At 61.7% G+C, this 17,967-nt stretch carries 11 protein-coding genes; 6 read left to right on the forward strand and 5 right to left on the reverse strand.

Going from position 1 to position 17,967, the window contains the following annotated elements:
* Positions 1-40: 40 nt before the first annotated feature.
* The gene (gene ngg / locus AEQ63_RS01075; protein ID WP_064361486.1) at positions 41-1,789 is read right to left on the reverse strand and encodes an N-acetylglutaminylglutamine synthetase; all 1,749 of its coding nucleotides are present in this window, start codon (positions 1,787-1,789) and stop codon (positions 41-43) included.
* A 3-nt stretch (positions 1,790-1,792) separates the two neighbouring features.
* Positions 1,793-3,565 (reverse strand): N-acetylglutaminylglutamine amidotransferase, encoded by a 1,773-nt coding sequence (locus AEQ63_RS01080; RefSeq protein ID WP_064361487.1) that lies wholly within the window; start codon positions 3,563-3,565, stop codon positions 1,793-1,795.
* A 363-nt stretch (positions 3,566-3,928) separates the two neighbouring features.
* Between AEQ63_RS01080 and AEQ63_RS01085 the strand changes: the two genes are divergently transcribed.
* Complete coding sequence (locus AEQ63_RS01085) at positions 3,929-8,752, forward strand: NEL-type E3 ubiquitin ligase domain-containing protein (protein WP_064361488.1); 4,824 nt, start codon at positions 3,929-3,931, stop codon at positions 8,750-8,752.
* Between the two features lie 3 nt (positions 8,753-8,755).
* On the opposite strand, the gene mnmC is transcribed toward AEQ63_RS01085, so the two are convergent.
* Complete coding sequence (mnmC, locus tag AEQ63_RS01090; protein WP_064361489.1) at positions 8,756-10,735, reverse strand: bifunctional tRNA (5-methylaminomethyl-2-thiouridine)(34)-methyltransferase MnmD/FAD-dependent 5-carboxymethylaminomethyl-2-thiouridine(34) oxidoreductase MnmC; 1,980 nt, start codon at positions 10,733-10,735, stop codon at positions 8,756-8,758.
* A gap of 172 nt (positions 10,736-10,907) precedes the next feature.
* On the opposite strand from mnmC, the gene pap reads away from it, so the two are divergent.
* Entirely contained in the window at positions 10,908-12,422 is a 1,515-nt protein-coding gene (gene pap / locus AEQ63_RS01095; protein WP_064361490.1) for a polyphosphate:AMP phosphotransferase, read from the forward strand.
* 103 nt (positions 12,423-12,525) lie between these two features.
* On the forward strand, positions 12,526-13,710 hold the full coding sequence (locus AEQ63_RS01100) for a thiolase family protein (protein WP_064361491.1): 1,185 nt from the start codon (positions 12,526-12,528) through the stop codon (positions 13,708-13,710).
* A gap of 101 nt (positions 13,711-13,811) precedes the next feature.
* Here the strand turns inward: AEQ63_RS01100 and AEQ63_RS01105 are convergent, their stop codons facing one another.
* Positions 13,812-14,012, reverse strand: coding sequence for a DUF6316 family protein (locus tag AEQ63_RS01105; protein ID WP_042607953.1), 201 nt, complete (start codon positions 14,010-14,012; stop codon positions 13,812-13,814).
* A 210-nt stretch (positions 14,013-14,222) separates the two neighbouring features.
* Here AEQ63_RS01105 and AEQ63_RS01110 point away from each other — a divergent pair, with 210 nt between their 5' ends.
* Positions 14,223-15,182, forward strand: a complete 960-nt coding sequence (locus tag AEQ63_RS01110) for a DMT family transporter (protein ID WP_042607952.1) — start codon at positions 14,223-14,225, stop codon at positions 15,180-15,182.
* Positions 15,183-15,286: 104 nt separating this feature from the next.
* Here the strand turns inward: AEQ63_RS01110 and AEQ63_RS01115 are convergent, their stop codons facing one another.
* Positions 15,287-16,681, reverse strand: coding sequence for a class II fumarate hydratase (locus AEQ63_RS01115; RefSeq protein ID WP_064361492.1), 1,395 nt, complete (start codon positions 16,679-16,681; stop codon positions 15,287-15,289).
* Between the two features lie 191 nt (positions 16,682-16,872).
* Here AEQ63_RS01115 and AEQ63_RS01120 point away from each other — a divergent pair, with 191 nt between their 5' ends.
* Both AEQ63_RS01120 and AEQ63_RS01125 read left to right on the forward strand, forming a co-directional pair.
* Positions 16,873-17,394 (forward strand): DUF2059 domain-containing protein, encoded by a 522-nt coding sequence (locus AEQ63_RS01120; RefSeq protein WP_039760068.1) that lies wholly within the window; start codon positions 16,873-16,875, stop codon positions 17,392-17,394.
* Between the two features lie 12 nt (positions 17,395-17,406).
* Positions 17,407-17,706 carry a BolA family protein gene (locus tag AEQ63_RS01125; RefSeq protein ID WP_064361493.1) on the forward strand — a complete coding sequence of 100 codons (300 nt, stop codon included), beginning with the start codon at positions 17,407-17,409 and terminating at the stop codon, positions 17,704-17,706.
* Positions 17,707-17,967: the final 261 nt, after the last annotated feature.

Here is a 17,967-nt window from a genome sequence, read left to right on the forward strand (position 1 = left end):
CGAGCCTGCTCGCGAAGGCGTCAGCCGGAACAATGAAGGTTCAAGAGGCAGCCGGCTGACTGTGCGGAAACAACAGATCGACAAAGCGCTCCGCCGTCGGCTGCGGTTCATGGTTGGCCAGGCCGGCACGTTCGTTGGCTTCGATGAAAACGTACTCGGGCTGATCCGCCGCCGGCACCATGAGATCGAGGCCGACCATCGGAATGTCCAGCGCTCGCGCCGCACGCACCGCCGCGTCGACCAGGGTCGGATGAAGAATCGCCGTCACGTCTTCCAGCGTCCCGCCGGTGTGCAGATTGGCCGTGCGCCGCACGAACAGATGCTCGCCGGCCGGCAGAATGCTGCTGTAGTCATAGCCGGCGGCGTGCAGCGTGCGTTGGGTTTCGTGGTCCAGGGGAATCTTGCTTTCGCCACTGGTGGCCGCTTGCCGACGGCGGCTTTGCGCTTCGATCAGCGCACCGATCGAATGCTGACCATCGCCAACCACTTCCGCCGGACGGCGAATCGCTGCCGCAACCACTTCGAAACCGATCACCACAATTCGTAGATCAAGGCCTTCGTGGAAGCTTTCCAGCAGCACGCGACTGTCGAACTGCTTGGCGGTTTCGATGGCCTTCTGCACTTCTTCAATGGTGCGCAGATCCACAGCCACGCCGTGGCCCTGTTCGCCGTCGAGAGGTTTGACCACTACACGCTGATGCTCATCGAGAAAGGCCAGATTATCGTCGGCATTGCCCGCCAGTTGCTGGGCCGGCAGTTTCAGGCCTGCGGCCTTCAGCACTTTATGGGTCAGGCTTTTGTCTTGGCACAGGGTCATGCTGATCGCGCTGGTCAGATCGCTCAGCGACTCGCGGCAGCGCACGCGGCGGCCGCCATGGCTGAGGGTAAACAGCCCGGCGTCGGCGTCATCCACTTGCACATCGATACCGCGCCGATGCGCTTCTTCGACAATGATCCGTGCGTAAGGATTGAAATTCGCCTCCGGCCCCGGACCGAGAAACAGCGGCTGGTTGATACCGTTCTTGCGCTTGATGGCGAAGGTCGGCAGGTTGCGGAAGCCCAGTTTGGCGTAAAGGCTTTTCGCCTGACGGTTGTCGTGCAGTACCGACAGGTCCAGGTAGGCCAGGCCGCGACTCATGAAGTGCTCGACCAGGTGCCGCACCAGCACTTCACCGACGCCCGGACGCGAGCAATGCGGATCGACCGCCAGGCACCACAGGCTGCTGCCGTGTTCCGGGTCGTTGAAGGCATTCTGATGATTTAGGCCCATGACACTGCCGATCACCGCGCCGCTGTCCTCGTCTTCCGCCAGCCAGTACACCGGGCCGCCCTGATGATGCGGGGTGAGCAGCTCCGGATCGATCGGCAACATGCCGCGCGCCTGATACAAACGGTTGATGCCCTGCCAGTCGGTTTCGCTCTGCGCACGACGAATGCGGAAGCCGCGAAACACCCGTGTCGCCTGACGATAATCGCTGAACCACAGGCGCAGGGTGTCGGATGGATCGAGAAACAGCTGAGTCGGCTCGAGGCCGAGAATCTGCTGCGGTGCGGCGACGTACAGGGCGATGTCGCGCTCGCCGGGCTGCTCGTTGAGCAGTTCCTGCGCCAGTGACGCCGGGTCGGGAAAGGTGTGACCAATCAGCAGCCTGCCCCAACCGCAATGCACGGCAATCGGGGCGGTAGCAGGTTCGCTGCCGTCTTCGGCCAAGCGCGCCTGCAAACGTTCATACGAGGGGGCCTGACCACGCAACAAGCGTTGGTTGATGGACGTGGCATGGGGTTTCATCAATCAGATTCCTTGTTCACTGAGCCACAGGTTCAGGGCCGCCAGTTGCCACAATTTCGAACCGCGCAACGGGGTCAGCTGGCCTTGTGGATCAGTCAAAAGCTTGTCGAGCATGGTCGGGTTGAACAGGCCGCGATCCTGGCTCGGATCGAGCAGCAGCTCGCGCACCCAATTGAGCGTGTCGCCCTGCAGATGCTTGAGGCCCGGCACCGGGAAATAGCCTTTCTTGCGGTCGATCACTTCGCTTGGAATGACCCGACGCGCGGCTTCCTTGAGCACTTGTTTACCGCCATCGGGGAGCTTGAATTTGCCGGGCACGCGGGCCGACAGTTCGACCAGTCGATAGTCGAGGAACGGCGTACGCGCTTCCAGGCCCCAGGCCATGGTCATGTTGTCGACGCGTTTGACCGGGTCATCGACCAGCATCACCGTGCTGTCCAGACGCAAGGCTTTGTCCACCGCGGCATCAGCGCCAGGCTGGGCAAAATGCTCTTTGACGAAGTCGCCTGCTGCGTCGTGACCGACCAGCCATTTCGGCTGCACGGTTGCGGCATAGTCGTCATAGCTGCGGTCGAAAAACGCATCGCGGTAAGCCGCGTAAGGATCGGCCGCGCCGTCGACTTGCGGATACCAGTGATAGCCGGCAAACAACTCGTCGGCACCCTGGCCGCTCTGCACCACTTTGCAGTGCTTGGCCACTTCCCGGGACAACAGGTAGAAGGCAATGCAGTCGTGGCTGACCATCGGCTCGCTCATCGCGCGGAACGCGGCGGGCAGTTGCTCGATGATTTCTTTCTCGTCGATGCGCAATTGGTGGTGGCGGGGGCCGTAGTGCTTGGCGATCAGGTCCGAGTACTGGAATTCGTCGCCGCGTTCGCCGCCGGCGTCCTGAAACCCGATGGAGAAGGTCGAGAGATTCTCTACACCGACTTCGCGCAACAGGCCGACGAGCATGCTCGAATCGACACCGCCCGAGAGCAACACACCGACATCAACCGCCGCACGCTGACGAATTGCCACCGCTTCGCGGGTGCTGTCGAGAACGCGATCGACCCAGTCTTCGAGGTTGAGGTTTTTCTCATCCTCATGCGGGCCGTAGGGCAGGGTCCACCAGGTCTTCTGTTCGGTGCGGCCATCGGCTTCAACGCGCATCCAGGTGGCGGGCGGCAGTTTTTCGATGCCGGCCAGCAATGTGCGCGGCGCAGGCACGACTGCGTGGAAATTCAGGTAGTGGTTGAGCGCCACCGGATCGAGGATCGGGTTGATATCGCCGCCCTTGAGCAGGGCTGGCAGTGCCGAGGCAAAGCGCAAGCGCTGGCCGGTGCGCGACAGGTACAACGGCTTCACGCCGAGACGGTCACGGGCGATGAACAGGCGCTGGGCATCGCGCTCCCAAATGGCAAAGGCGAACATGCCGTTGAGTTTCGGCAGCAGCGCCTCGCCCCAGGCGTGATATCCCTTGAGCAGCACTTCGGTGTCGCCGCCGGAATAGAAGGCATAACCCAGCCCTTCGAGCTCTTCGCGCAATTCCGGGAAGTTGTAGATCGCGCCGTTGAAGGCCAGGGACAGGCCCAACTGGCTGTCGATCATCGGCTGCGCCGAGCCGTCCGACAGGTCCATGATTTTCAGGCGTCGATGGCCCAGGGCAATCGGCCCTTGGGCATGGAAGCCCCACGCGTCAGGGCCGCGAGGGGCCAGGTGATGGGTGATTCTCTCGATCGCTGCAAGGTCTGCAGGTTGTTGATCAAAACGTAACTCGCCAGCTAATCCGCACATAAAGTCCTTACCGGTTTTTCCGTTGGGGAAGGTCAAGCCGTACCACGCGGAAAGTGCGGGTACTCAGAAACTGACCTGTCTCGGTAGGTGGAGTTTTAGATCGATAAGTTATAAGTCAGCCGCGCTGCCTCCTGTCGTCACGCTATCAGCGCCGATCGAGCGCCGGATTTGCCTGCGTGCCTTTACACTTTTTGTGCATAAGCCCCCGCTGGGCGTCGACGTTCCGCGCGGGTGGTGCAGGGCTATTTTTTCCATACAAAAACACGGTTGATCTGCGCGGATTCGGCCCAGGAATTTGAACTGTTATTGGCCGTCCGGCATCGCTAGGGTCGAGGGTTCAAATCGCAATAAAGGACTATTGCCATGCCCACCCAAGACAAGACAAATCCACCGATTCAGGCGTCAGTCCTGAGCACCCTGTATGACGCCACAGGCGACCTCGACACCGCTGAAGTCCTGGAAAAACGCTTGCCGGCGTATTTGCTCAAGGCGTCCACGGCCACGCTGGTCAAGCTGGACGAAATCAATCGTGAGCTGCACACCCTGCAACTCAAGGTCGATAAGCAATTGACCCGGCTCAAACCCTTGCACAGCTTCTGCATCAGCGAACTCGACGCGGCGCTGAGCGCGAAATGGCCAGCGGTCTATGACGCAGGCGAGGATGTGCTCAGTCTGCCGGGCGTCGATTGCGGCTGCGATGCGACGGCGACGGATCAGGCCGGTATCGACCTGGTCAGACACGCAACCCAGACCCTGTTGCAAGCAGCCATGCAGAATTTCACCGAAGACGAGGAACTGGCCGACGGTTTCCCCGCCGGCAGTCTGGTGCGCATCAAAAGTGCGCCCGCTGGCGTGAAAGATCTGACGCCGGCAGCGTTCGCAGCGTTTTGCCGCAAGCTGGATCTGGGCAAGAAGTACCAGGAGCATCTGCAGCAAGTGTTCGGTCTGCGTGATGACAGCGGCAAAGTCGTCGCGACCAGTGCCATGACCCGCGATATCGCCGCATTGAAGCAATCGCTGCTGGAACTGGACGCCCATCTGGCCGCGCTCAAGGGCGATATCACTACGGCAGGCCTGCGCATGCTGCAGGATCTGATGGTGGCCGAGGGCGTGGCGTCGGCGCAAAACCTGCGCTACGGCAAAGACCCGGTGATCATGCAGGGCATCAAAATCCTCGACAGTTGCGTGTGGGGCGTGGTCGTGTTTTCCAAACGCTCCGTGCAGCAACACCCTGAGGACGGATGCATGGTGTACATGCCCGGCGAGCCCGAGCGAGCGGTGTATGAATATCCGAGTTTCAACGCGTTCAAGCGCTACCTCGCGCAACAACTCAAGAGCACCGAATATCAGGGGTATTTCGCCGGCAGCCTCGATGAAGATGACAAGGCCGACTTCTTCAAGTCGCTTGCCGAAAAACCTGATCTGGGGTTGGTCGAACAGTGGCCGATCAACGTGCCGCTCTTCGATTTCATGGTGCAGAGCCATGTCGGCAAGCTGCAGATCGACGCGCGCAAACTGGCGGTGCCGACGGCTGATATCGATGAAGCGGCGCGGCAGAAACGTCTGTTGGATTTCGTTCAGCGCGGGGTGAGCGTGGCGTCGGTGGCCGGGCTGTTCGTGCCGGTCCTGGGGCAATTGATGATGGGCGTCGCGGTCGGGCAATTGCTCGGCGAAGTGTATGAAGGCGTCGAGGACTGGCGTCGCGGTGATCATCAACAAGCGCTGTCACATCTGCTCAGTGTGGTCGAGAACGTCGCATTGATGGGCGTCTTTGCCGGGGGGCAGAAAGCGCTGGGAACACTGGGCAAAAAACTGCTGCGCGAGCATCCGCAGTTCTTCGCGCAGTTCACCGCCATTCTCGGCCAGGCCGGCAAGCCACGCCTGTGGAAGGCTGATTTGAGCCCGTACGAGCATTCTCTGCCGGCCGGATTCACCATCGATGCCGGCTCCAAGGAGTTCTACCAGATCGGCAGCAAGACTATCGGCCGCCTCGAGCACCGCCTGTTGGCCGGCAACTTTGATACCGACACCCAGCGCTGGCGCCTGGAACACGCCGGCCGCGCACAAGCCTATGCCCCCGAACTGATCCGCCACGTCGAAGGCGGCTGGCGGCTCCCTGCCGAGGAGCCCGAAGAATGGGGCAGTTCCGCCTACACGCTCAAGCGCATCGATCCGCAGTTGAGCGAATTTGCCGACAGTGATCTGGACATGCTGCGCCGGCTGAGCGACACCTCGCAGCAGACCCTGCTCGACACGTTCAATGACAATCTGAAGTTGCCGGTACGCCTGCGCGATACCGTCGAGCGCGTGCGCATCGGGCGGCAGCTGCGGGAGCTGACGACGGAGCTGGCCAATGGCGAGTTTCACTCCGGGCAACCTGTCGAGGAACAGATGCATGCCTTGACGCAACTGCCGGGCTGGCCGACTGACCGCTACATCAAGGTCGCCGGTCATGAAGGCGACGTCGACACCACTTATCCTGCAAACAGCACGCTCGACGAAACCCTGCAAGTGCCGGTCACTCAAGGCCAGTTGGCACTCGGACGCTTGCTGCAAACCGTGATCGGTGGCCTTTACCCGCATGAAGTCGAGGCCATGCTCGGCGGCCAAGTCGCGAAAACCACCCAGGCTTCTGCGCTGGCGAAAAAACTGGCTGCTGCGCTCAAGGCGGATTACCGCGCGGCGTTCGAGCGGATGTACAAGCGCTACGACCACAGTGACGCGCAGGATCTGGACAAATTGCGCAAGGTCTTCGCCGACATTCCGGCGCGCCTTGGCCAAAGGCTGATTGACCGCGCTCCGAGTGTCGAGCGCCTGCACCTGCGTTCGACCGGGCGCGTGCCATTGCGCCTGGGGCAGCGGGTTCGGGCCGGTGTGGCCGAGGTGCGGCTTGACCGGGCGCTGAGCGGGTTGCACTGGTCGCGACTGGCCAATGCCGACACAGACAAGCTGGCCGTGAAATTGCTGCCGCGCCTCAGCGGATGGGACGCTCAACTGCGTCTGCAGGTACGCGACAAGGCCTTGACCGGACCGTTGCTCGAAGAGGTCGGCGATGCGTCGGCGACCTCCGACAATACCGGCTATCTGGTGAAGTCCACTGAGGGCTATGAAGCCTTTGGCGGCGACAGGAAATCCCTGGGCAAGGTGAAATCCGGCCCCGGCGCGTTATACATGGCCATCCTCAAGGCGCTGCCGTCACGTCAGCGGGCAGCGCTCGGATTTGCCGACGCCGGACAGGTCAGTACGCAACAGTTACGCAAAAAGCTGCTCAATGTTGCCCTCGACGAACGCGAGGTCACTGCGCGGACATTGCTCGGCGACAGCATTGAACCATCGGCTGTCGAGCCGGCCTGTGTGCAAGGCGATCAGGTCCCCGCGACAGCTCATTCACGCAAGCTGCTGCGCAAAGTGCGCAAACTGTTTCCACGCTTGGACGACACCCAGGCCGGCCAATTGCTCGATGAACTGGGCGACGATTCGCTGAGCCGCGCAACCCGGGTCAAAGCCTTGCGCGAGGACGTGAAAACCCTGCGCGACGCGCTGTTTACCTGGAGTGAGGATGGCGTTGCCCTGGCGGCCATGGGCGGTGATCGGGCAGAGGCGCGACACAGCCGCAAAATGGCCGCTGAACTGATCGAGGAGGGCTTTCGTCGATTCAATTGGATCAATGATGAGCAGGGCGACCGGGTCTGCGCCCTCAATCTTGACGGCATGCGGGTCGGTAAACTGCCGACCCTGCCAACGGGTTTGAGCTTTGCCCATATCCAGCACCTGTCGATGAGAAACATGGAGCAGGATGACGATATCGTGTACTTCCTCAAATCCTTCAAACAGCTCGAGTCGCTGGAACTCGACAACAATAAAATCACCCGTCTCCCTGAAGTGCTCTCGTATATGCCCAGGCTCAAACGGTTGAGTCTGCCGGGCAATAAGCTGAAGTTGACCGAGCAGACACTGGCGAAACTGAATCGGCTGCGGACGGTGCGGTATCTGAATCTGGACAGTAATCCGTTGGGCGCTACCCCTGATGTCAGTCAGATGACCGACCTGCGTCGATTGACGCTGCGCGAGACAGGCATCACGGAATTGCCCGAAGGCCTCAACAATGCTGCGCACATTGAATGGATGGATCTGAGCAAAAACCAGATCAGGGAACTGCCCGACTGGCTGTTTGAAAAAAATCGACGATTCACCGGCGTGCTCGACCTGGGGCTGAATCCCTTCAACGAAACAAGCAAAACGCATCTGGATGACTATCGCGAAAATTTCGGTATCGGAATGGGCTATTCCGCCGATGACATTCCCCGCCTCAACGAGCAGACTGCGCGATCGTTATGGTTGACCAGAACGTCCGCTGCAGACTCGGCCGAGCAGGCGCGAATCTGGGCGGCATTTCGTGACGATACCCGCGCCGAAGGCCTGTTTCATTTGCTCGCGCAACTGGGCGACACGGCCGACGCCACCAAGGGCAGCGCAGACATGCAGCGACGGGTCTGGAGAGTGTTGAAGGCGGCGGAGGCTGACGGTGCTCTGTGCGATCAGTTGCTCGATCTGGCCGCCAACCCGATCAACTGCATTGACAGCGCGGCGCTCAATTTCAGTCACCTGGAAGTCGCCGTTGAAGTTGATCAGGTCACCAAGGGGGCAGGCGGCAGAGTCACGGCCAAACCGCTGCTCAATCTGGGGCGCGGCCTGTTCCGGCTGGATCGGTTGAACGCGATTGCCCGCGAACATGCCGTCAAGGCTGTGAAGTCGGATCCGTTGGAGGTCAATCTGGCGTATCGCGTCGGGCTGGCCAAGGCGCTGGAGCTGCCCGGCCAGCCGCAAAGCATGCTGTTCAATGCGCAGAGCGGCGTCACTGCAACGGATCTGGAAACCGCAAAAAACCGCATCACGACCGCCGAACTCTCGCCTCAGTGGCTGAAATTCATCCAGGCGCAAACGTTCTGGCGTGACTACCTGAAGCGTACGTTTACACGCAAATTTTCGCTGATCGATGAATCGTTCGCCCCGCGAATGAGCGCGCTGGATGAGCAGGCGGACACACTGCTCAGTGCCGACTATGTGAGTCAGGCGGATGCCCTCAAACTTGAGAAGGAACAGGCGCAAGAGGCCGTGATCAAGCGCCTGACCGAAGAATCGATCCGCTTGATGGACCTCGGCCTCTGCGCGATGCCCGATACGTGAGGTTCACTTGCCGCGAATCAACTGCCGTAATGCGAAACGGTTGGGATGGCAGGCTTCGGCCACGTTGCGTGGCAACGGCAGCGGCTCGTTGTCCAGCCACGCGGCGAGCAGTTCGCCGGACAGCGGCGCGGTGATCAGTCCGCGAGAACCGTGGCCGCTGTTGACGTAGAGTCCGTCGAGCCATGGGCAGGGATTGTCTGGCACTTGCCGGGCATCCTTGCTCAGGGCCGCGTAGGTCTGGACAAAGGCTGCGCGATCGGCGAGCGGGCCGACGATCGGCAGGTAGTCCGGGCTGGTGCAGCGGAAGGCGGCGCGGCCCTCAAGGTGCTCAAGCGGCTGCTCGCTGATGTTCAGACGTGCCAGCAGATCGCTGGAGATCTCTTCGAGCATTGCCAGATTGCCTTGATGCTCGGCAGTCGTGGGCGTCAGATCGTCGCTGTTGAAGTCGAAACTGGCGCCCAGGGTGTGCTCGCCCAGACGCGCCGGGGCGACGTAGCCTTCGGCGCACACCACCGTCGCCAAGGCATGACTTTCTGCGGTTTCAGCCAGACGCGTGATCTGTCCGCGAATGCGCTTGAGCGGCAATTCGGCGCTCTGGGCAAAGCGTTGGATGTCTGCGGCTCCGGCCAGTACCACAACCGCTGCACTGGCGAGCAGGCGTTCGCCGTCGAGGGCTTGCCACTGGTCAGCGACCTTGCGCAGCTCCAGGGCATGGTGATGGCTGAGCAGTTCGATGTTGACGTGCATCGCCTGGGCCTGACACAGCGCCGGCGGATGCACCCAACCGCCCTCGGGATAGAACAAACCGCCATGGGCCACGCCGACACCGGCACGCGCCTGGGCTTCGGGCTGTTCCAGCCATTGCAGAAGATCTTCGGGAAACGCCGCCGCCAGTTGCCCATGACGTTCGGCTTCCTTGGCATTGAACGCCAATTGCAGCACGCCGCAGTCATCCCAGTCAGTACCGCGCTGCAGCGTTTCGAGCAGTCGCCGGGTGTAACCGAAGCCGCTGACAATCAACTGCGACAACGCGGTGCCATGGGCGGACAGCTTCAGATAGAGCACGCCTTGCGGATTGCCCGAGGCTTCTTGCGCCACCTCAGCATGACGCTCGAGCAGACTCACGTGCCAGCCACGTGCCGCCAGGCTCGACGCCGTTGCGCAGCCGGCGAGACCGGCGCCGATCACCAACGCCCGGCGTTCGCCGCGCAACGGAGCAGGGCGGGCAAACCAGGGTTTTGCCGGCACCGGCGCCGCCACCTCGGCGGGCCAGCCGAGAAACTCGCCACGCAGGATTTCCCATTTGTGGCCAATGCCCGGCGTGCGTTTCATCTTGAACCCGGCAGCATTGAGCAAGCGTCGCACCCAACCGGTGCTGGTAAAGGTGCTGATGGTCGAGCCCGGCGCGGCCAGACGCGCCAGTTCGACGAACAGTTCAGCCGTCCACATGTCGGGGTTTTTCGCCGGGGCGAAACCGTCGAGAAACCACGCGTCGATCTGCGCATCGAGTTGCGGCAGTTGCTCCAGTGCATCGCCAATCAGCAAGGTCAGCGTCACCCGACCTCCGGCCAGCGTGATGCGCTGAAAGCCTGGATGAATCGCTACGTAGTGCTTGAGTAACTGATCGGCCAACGGCTTGAGCTCCGGCCACAATGCCAAGGCTCGGTGCATGTCCGCAGGCGCCAGCGGGTACTTCTCGACGCTGACAAAATGCAGGCGCGCGCCCGCCACTGCGTGTTGCTCGAACAGCTGCCAGGCACAGAGAAAATTCAACCCGGTGCCGAAGCCGGTTTCGCCAATGACCAGGCGCCCATTGGCCGGCAGCGCAGCGAAACGCTCGGCCAGGCGGTTCTGTTCGAGGAACACGTAACGGGTTTCCTCCAGCCCCGACTGGTCGGAAAAATACACGTCATCGAACACCCGCGAACGTGGGCGTCCGTGGTCATCCCAGTCGAGTTGGGCGTGGGGCATTTCGGCTTTCATGGCAGGCTCGGCAAACACAAGGCGGCCATTCTAGCCGATCGCGCGAGGGCTGCCTGATCCAGCGCAAGGTCCAGCATCGACCGCTCGGGGACAATCGTTGAACACAGGGAATTTCTGCGCCGCGCCCGTGCCCAATCCGCTAGTCTTGCTGAACCCTGGAAGGAGCCGTCCCATGTTTGAATCCGCTGAAATCGGTCACGCCATCGACAAAGACACTTATGAGGCGGCGGTCCCTGCGCTGCGTGAAGCCTTGCTGGAAGCGCAGTTCGAGTTGCAGCAGCAGAAGCGCTTCCCGGTGATCATCCTGATCAACGGCATTGAAGGCGCGGGCAAGGGCGAGACGGTCAAACTGCTCAATGAATGGATGGACCCGCGCCTGATCGAAGTGCGCACCTTCGACCAGCAAACCGATGAAGAACTCGCGCGGCCACCGGCCTGGCGCTACTGGCGGATGCTGCCGGCCAAGGGGCGGATGGGGGTGTTCTTCGGCAACTGGTACAGCCAGATGCTGCAGGGCAGGGTTCATGGGTTGTTCAAGGATCCCCGACTGGATCAGGCCATTGCCGGCGCCGAGCGTCTGGAAAAGATGCTCTGCGATGAAGGTGCGCTGATCTTCAAGTTCTGGTTTCACCTGTCCAAAAAGCAGATGAAAGCGCGGCTCAAATCACTGGCCGACGACCCGCTGCACAGCTGGCGCATCAGTCCGCTGGACTGGCAGCAATCGCAGACCTACGACAAGTTCGTCAAATACGGCGAGCGCGTGTTGCGCCGTACCAGTCGCGATTACGCGCCGTGGCACATCATTGAAGGCGCCGACGCCAACTACCGCAGCCTGGCGGTGGGCAAGATCCTCCTTGAAGGACTGCAAAGTGCGCTCAAACGCGCCGAGGTCAATCCGCGTGAGGTGAGCGCCGCGCCGCTGGGGGCGCCGGTCGATCAGTTGAACCTGCTCGACAGCCTCGACCTGACACAGCGTCTGGACAAGAAAGCCTACGAAGAACAACTGATCAGCGAGCAAGCGCGCCTGTCCGGGCTGATGCGCGATAAACGCATGCGTCGCCATGCGCTGATTGCGGTGTTCGAAGGCAACGATGCGGCCGGCAAGGGCGGTGCGATCCGGCGGGTGGCGGCGGCGCTCGACCCGCGTCAGTACAGCATCGTGCCGATTGCCGCGCCGACCGAAGAAGAGCGCGCGCAACCGTACCTGTGGCGGTTCTGGCGACACATTCCGGCACGGGGCAAATTCACCGTGTTCGACCGCTCGTGGTATGGGCGGGTGCTGGTCGAGCGCGTCGAAGGCTTCTGCACCCAGGCCGACTGGTTGCGCGCCTATGGCGAGATCAATGATTTCGAGGAGCAGCTGACCGACGCCGGGGTCATCGTCGTCAAGTTCTGGCTGGCCATCGACAAGGACACCCAGATGGAACGCTTTCAGGAGCGCGAAGAGATTTCCTTCAAGCGTTTCAAGATCACTGAAGACGACTGGCGCAATCGGGAAAAATGGGACGCCTATCGTGCGGCGGTCGGTGACATGGTCGATCGCACCAGCACCGAGATCGCGCCGTGGACCCTGGTCGAGGCCAACGACAAGCGCTGGGCACGGGTGAAAGTCCTGCGCACCATCAACCGTGCGCTGGAAGATGCGTTCGAGAAATCCGACAAGAAGGCCCGGAAGCACAAGGACTGAGACGATGGCCGCGCATACGCCGGGTGAATGATCCTCGCGGTCGGCAAGAAGGTGGACTTATGCTCAGGTCCACTTTCAACCGACAACAACAATGAGGTATGCCATGCGTGAAGTGGTGATCGTCGACAGCGTGCGGACCGGCCTGGCCAAATCCTTTCGCGGCAAGTTCACCCAGACCCGCCCCGATGACATGGCGGCCCACTGCGTCAATGCGCTGCTGACACGCAACGATATCGACCCGGCCAGCGTCGAGGATTGCATCATTGGCGCCGGCTCCAACGAAGGCGCGCAGGGCTACAACATCGGCCGCAACGTCGCGGTGCTCTCGCGATTGGGCCCCGGCACCGCCGGCATGACCCTCAACCGCTTCTGCTCGTCGGGCCTGCAGGCGATTGCGATTGCCGCCAACCAGATCTCCTCCGGTTGCAGCGAGATCATCGTTGCCGGCGGCGTCGAGTCGATCAGCCTGACCCTGAAAAGCGTCAACACCGATCACCTGATCAACCCTCTGCTCAAGCAGCAGACCCCCGGCATCTACTACACCATGGGCCAGACCGCAGAAGTGGTGGCGCGCCGTTACGGTGTCAGCCGCGAAGCGCAGGATCGTTATGCGCTGCAAAGCCAGATGCGTACGGCGCAAGCGCAAGCAGCCGGCCTATTCGATGACGAAATCGTGCCGATGGCGGTGAAATACCGCGTCGAGGACAAGACCAGCGGTGAGGTGCAGATTGTCGACGGCGTCGTCGAGCGCGACGACTGCAACCGTCCGGACACGACCTACGAAAGCCTTGCCGGTTTGAAGCCGGTATTCGCCGACGACGGTTCGGTGACGGCGGGCAATTCATCACAGCTGTCCGACGGTGCGTCGATGACGCTGGTGATGAGTCTGGACAAAGCCCTGGAGCTGGGGCTCAAACCCAAAGCGTTTTTCCGTGGCTTCACCGTGGCGGGTTGCGAGCCGGACGAAATGGGCATCGGCCCGGTATTCTCGGTGCCGAAACTGCTCAAGGCCAAGGGCCTGCAAGTGGCGGATATCGATCTGTGGGAATTGAACGAGGCGTTCGCCTCGCAGTGCCTGTACAGCCGCGACCGGCTGGAGATCGACAACGAGAAGTACAACGTCAATGGCGGCTCGATTTCCATCGGCCACCCGTTCGGCATGACCGGCTCGCGCCAGGTCGGGCATCTGATTCGCGAGTTGCAGCGGCGCAATCTGCGTTACGGCATCGTCACCATGTGTGTGGGTGGCGGGATGGGGGCGACGGGGTTGTTTGAGGCGGTGCGCTAAGCCCTGACTGATGCGTTGATTGATCAACCGCTATCGCGAGCAGGCTCACTCCTACAGGGGAACGCGTTCCAAATGTAGGAGTGAGCCTGCTCGCGATGGCATCAACCGGTTGTCCGATTGGAATCCTGCCGCTGCATCCGCGCGATATAAGCCTGAATCTCCCGCTCAATCACCTGACCGTCAAACGGCCCCTCAAGAGTATTTTCCCGGGTGCTGAAATACAGCTCGCCATTGACCCGACACACACGGTCGCTGCGAAAACGGGTGGCGGGGGCGCTGTCCTCGGCGCGCATGGCGTACATGTCGGTCTCCCTGATCAATGTGTGGAAAAGTCTGCAATCAGCTTATGCCTGAAGCACTTGGCGCGCCTGTCCGGCCGATCAACGGCGGCGTGGCGGTTTACTGCTGCGACCTGCACAGTTTCATTCGCGGCCTGCCGGCAACTGTCCCTGTGTCGCACGGGACAGGGCGCCTAGAATGACCGCTCTTGTCAGCAGGCTTTTGGGGTTCGCATGCACATTTCATCGGGGCGCTGGGTATACGGACTGTTCCTGGCACTGCTGACCGCGTTTCTGTGGGGCATCCTGCCGATCAAGCTCAAACAGGTGCTGCTGGTGATGGACCCGGTCACGGTGACCTGGTTTCGCCTGTTGGTGTCCGGCGGCTGCCTGTTCATCTATCTGGCCTCGGTCAAACGCCTGCCGAGTCGCAAGGTGCTCGGCCCCAAGGGCGGCTGGCTGGTGCTGATGGCCGTGCTGGGGCTGGTCGGCAATTACGTGCTGTACCTGATGGGCCTCAACCTGCTCAGCCCCGGCACCGCGCAACTGGTGGTGCAAATGGGCCCGATCATGTTGCTGATTGCCAGCCTGTTCGTGTTCAAGGAACGCTTCAGCATCGGCCAGGGCATCGGCTTGCTGGTGCTGCTGCTCGGCTTTGGCCTGTTCTTCAATCAGCGCCTGGCCGAACTGCTGACCTCGCTGTCCGATTACACCGCTGGCGTGCTGTTGGTGTTGCTGGCGTCGACCGTCTGGACCTTTTACGCGCTGGGCCAGAAGCAATTGCTGACGGTGTGGAATTCGTTGCAGGTGATGATGGTGATCTACCTGTTCTGCGCGCTGTTGCTGACGCCGTGGGTGCATCCGCTGGAAGCGCTGGCGCTGAGCCCGCTGCAGGGCTGGCTGTTGCTGGCGTGTTGCATGAATACCTTGATCGCTTACGGCGCATTCGCCGAAGCGCTGGCGCATTGGGAAGCGTCCCGGGTCAGTGCGACGCTGGCGATCACGCCGTTGGTGACGTTTGTTGCGGTGGCCATTGCGGCGCGGATCTGGCCCGAGTATGTGCATGCCGAGCAGATCAATGCCCTGGGCTATGGCGGGGCGGTGCTGGTGGTGCTGGGTTCGGCGCTGGTGGCGCTGGGGCCATCGTTGATTGCCGGGCTCAGGGCGCGCCGGCTGAAGATGGCAGCCAGTTAAACCGCGTCAGCTTCATCGCGAGCAGGCTCACTCCTACAGTTGGAATGCGTACCCCCTGTAGGAGTGAGCCTGCTCGCGATGACTGACTAACAGACGCTACAGATCTAGCCCTTGGCGCCCGCTTCGATCATGTTCTCCGGCCGCACCCACGCATCGAACTCTTCATCAGTCAGATAACCCAGCTGCAACGCCGCCTCACGCAAAGTCAGGCCTTCGCTGTAGGCCTTCTTGGCGATCTCCGCCGACTTGTCATAACCGATGTGCGGGTTCAGCGCGGTCACCAGCATCAGCCCACGCTCCAGATGTTTGGCCATGGCCTCGGCATCCGGCTCGAGTCCGGCGATGCAGTGCTCCTGGAAGTTGCTGCAGCCATCGCCGAGCAAACGGATCGATTGCAGCAGGTTATGGATGATCACCGGTTTGAACACGTTCAACTGCAAGTGCCCCTGGCTCGCAGCAATACCGATCGCCACGTCGTTGCCGCGCACCTGACAGGCGAGCATCGACAGCGCTTCGCACTGGGTCGGGTTGACCTTGCCGGGCATGATCGAGCTGCCCGGTTCGTTGGCCGGCAGCTTCACTTCCGCGAACCCCGCGCGCGGACCCGAGCCCAGCAGACGCAGGTCGTTGGCAATTTTCATCAGCGCCACGGCGAGGGTTTTCAGCGCACCGGACAGGGTGACCAGCGGCTCATGGCCGGCCAGCGCGGCAAATTTGTTCGGCGCGGTGACGAACGGCAAGCCGGACAGCGCAGCGAGCTCGGCGGCAATCGCCTCGCCGAAGCCGTGGGGCGAATTGAGCCCGGTGCCGACCGCAGTGCCGCCTTGGGCCAGCTCGCAGACAGCCGGCAGCGCGGCACGAATCGCGCGCTCGGCGTAATCCAGTTGCGCGATGAACCCGGACAGCTCCTGACCGAAGGTGATCGGCGTCGCGTCCATCATGTGCGTGCGCCCGGTCTTCACCAGTTTCATATGGCGCGCCGCCAGTTCAGCGAGGCCGCCGGACAACTCGGCAATCGCCGGCAGCAGCTGTTCCTGTACCGCTTTGGCGGTGGCGATGCTCATGGCGGTAGGGAAGCAGTCGTTGGAGCTTTGCGAGCGGTTGACGTGATCGTTCGGGTGCACCGGCGACTTGCCGCCGCGCGGGTTGCCGGCCAGTTCGTTGGCGCGGCCGGCGATCACCTCGTTGACGTTCATGTTGCTCTGGGTGCCGCTGCCGGTCTGCCAGACGACGAGCGGAAACTGCTCGTCGTGCTCGCCGGCGAGGACTTCATCGGCGGCCTGTTCGATCAGGCGGGCGATGTCGGCGGGCAGATCGCCGTTGCGGTCGTTGACCCGCGCGGCGGCTTTCTTGATCAGCGCCAGGGCATGCAGCACCGGTAGCGGCATGCGTTCCTGACCAATGGCGAAGTTGATCAGCGAGCGTTGCGTCTGAGCACCCCAGTAAGCGTCGTCCGGGACTTCGATCTGGCCCAGGCTGTCGGTTTCGATACGGCTCATCGTGCACACTCCTGTTGGTCTGTTGGCGCAATTTAGGCCGGCATCGGCCCGGGTGGTTCCATCGGCTCGATTGTTGACCGCAAAGCCCCGCCAATCAAGCGCGGCAAGGGGCGGGGGTTGAGCCACAGCGATTGTTAGGCGCAGAATGGTCGCCCTTGGGGTTCGACCTCGCTTTGCTTAAAGGAAACTCGATGACTCGTCTTCGCGCCATCTGTACCGCGGTTGCACTGGTTTGCGCCAGCGGCCAGGTGCTTGCCGATACCGCCAGCCACAACGCCAGTGCCGAAGCTTTCCTGACGCTGGCTCACGCTGACAAGCTGGGCACCCCGGTGTACATGCAAGTGCAGCAAATGTTCGCCCAGCGCTTTGAACAGACCAAAGCGCCGGAGTCGAAGAAAGCCGTTCTCGAAACCTACCAGGCCAAGGCCAACGCCGCGCTGGACCAGGCCATCGGCTGGAACAAGCTCAAGCCGGACATGGTCAAGCTCTACACCAGCAACTTCAGCGAATCCGAGCTGAAGGATCTGGTGGCTTTCTACCAGTCTCCACTGGGCAAGAAAGTCCTCGAAAAAATGCCACAGCTGACCCAGCAGTCGGCGCAGATGACCCAGGGCAAACTGGAAAGCGCGGTGCCTGTGGTCAACAAGCTGCTCGACGACATGACCAAAGAGCTGGACCCGAAAGGCGCTGCTGCGCCGGCCAAGAAGAAGTAAGCGGAGTTCGTGATGACCATGCAACAACGCATCGAATCGACGCTGGCTTTGTTACAGCCTGAGCACCTGCAAGTGCTGGACGAAAGCCACATGCACAGTCGCGGGTTACAGACCCACTACAAGGCTGTGGTGGTCAGCACGCAGTTCGAAGGCCTGAACCGGGTCAAGCGGCACCAGAAAGTCTACGGCACGCTCGGCGAGCTGATGGGCGAGTTCCATGCGTTGGCGCTGCACACCTATACCCCGCAGGAATGGGCAGAGCTCGATGGCGCCCCGGCGTCGCCGACCTGTGCTGGCGGTAGCAAACACTGAGGATAGTGAGGGCTGTTGTGGCGAGGGAGCTTGCTCCCGCTGGAGTGCGCAGCGCTCCCGAGGCTGCAAAGGTGCACGAGCTGAAGGAATGCGCTTGCTGGTTTTATGACTGCTGCGCAGCCAAGCGGGAGCAAGCTCCCTTGCCACAGAGATATCAGTGCACCGTCAATTGACCGTGTTTTTTGCTAGAATCCGCAACGCGCCGCTTAGCCGGCGCGTTTTTTTTGAATCCGGTTCACCCTTTGCGAGGGTAGCCACCTG

This window comes from Pseudomonas sp. RIT-PI-o (genome assembly GCF_001297215.1).
Classification (GTDB): domain Bacteria; phylum Pseudomonadota; class Gammaproteobacteria; order Pseudomonadales; family Pseudomonadaceae; genus Aquipseudomonas; species Aquipseudomonas moraviensis_A.

Excerpts from the sequence above, each read along its gene's own strand:
- pap (WP_064361490.1), top strand. The coding sequence starts at position 10,908 with ATGTTTGAATCCGCTGAAATCGGTCACGCCATCGACAAAGACACTTAT.
- AEQ63_RS01085 (WP_064361488.1), top strand. The coding sequence starts at position 3,929 with ATGCCCACCCAAGACAAGACAAATCCACCGATTCAGGCGTCAGTCCTG.
- AEQ63_RS01080 (WP_064361487.1), bottom strand. The coding sequence starts at position 3,565 with ATGTGCGGATTAGCTGGCGAGTTACGTTTTGATCAACAACCTGCAGAC.
- ngg (WP_064361486.1), bottom strand. The coding sequence starts at position 1,789 with ATGAAACCCCATGCCACGTCCATCAACCAACGCTTGTTGCGTGGTCAG.
- AEQ63_RS01110 (WP_042607952.1), top strand. The coding sequence starts at position 14,223 with ATGCACATTTCATCGGGGCGCTGGGTATACGGACTGTTCCTGGCACTG.
- AEQ63_RS01115 (WP_064361492.1), bottom strand. The coding sequence starts at position 16,681 with ATGAGCCGTATCGAAACCGACAGCCTGGGCCAGATCGAAGTCCCGGAC.
- AEQ63_RS01125 (WP_064361493.1), top strand. The coding sequence starts at position 17,407 with ATGACCATGCAACAACGCATCGAATCGACGCTGGCTTTGTTACAGCCT.
- mnmC (WP_064361489.1), bottom strand. The coding sequence starts at position 10,735 with ATGAAAGCCGAAATGCCCCACGCCCAACTCGACTGGGATGACCACGGA.
- AEQ63_RS01105 (WP_042607953.1), bottom strand. The coding sequence starts at position 14,012 with ATGTACGCCATGCGCGCCGAGGACAGCGCCCCCGCCACCCGTTTTCGC.
- AEQ63_RS01100 (WP_064361491.1), top strand. The coding sequence starts at position 12,526 with ATGCGTGAAGTGGTGATCGTCGACAGCGTGCGGACCGGCCTGGCCAAA.
- AEQ63_RS01120 (WP_039760068.1), top strand. The coding sequence starts at position 16,873 with ATGACTCGTCTTCGCGCCATCTGTACCGCGGTTGCACTGGTTTGCGCC.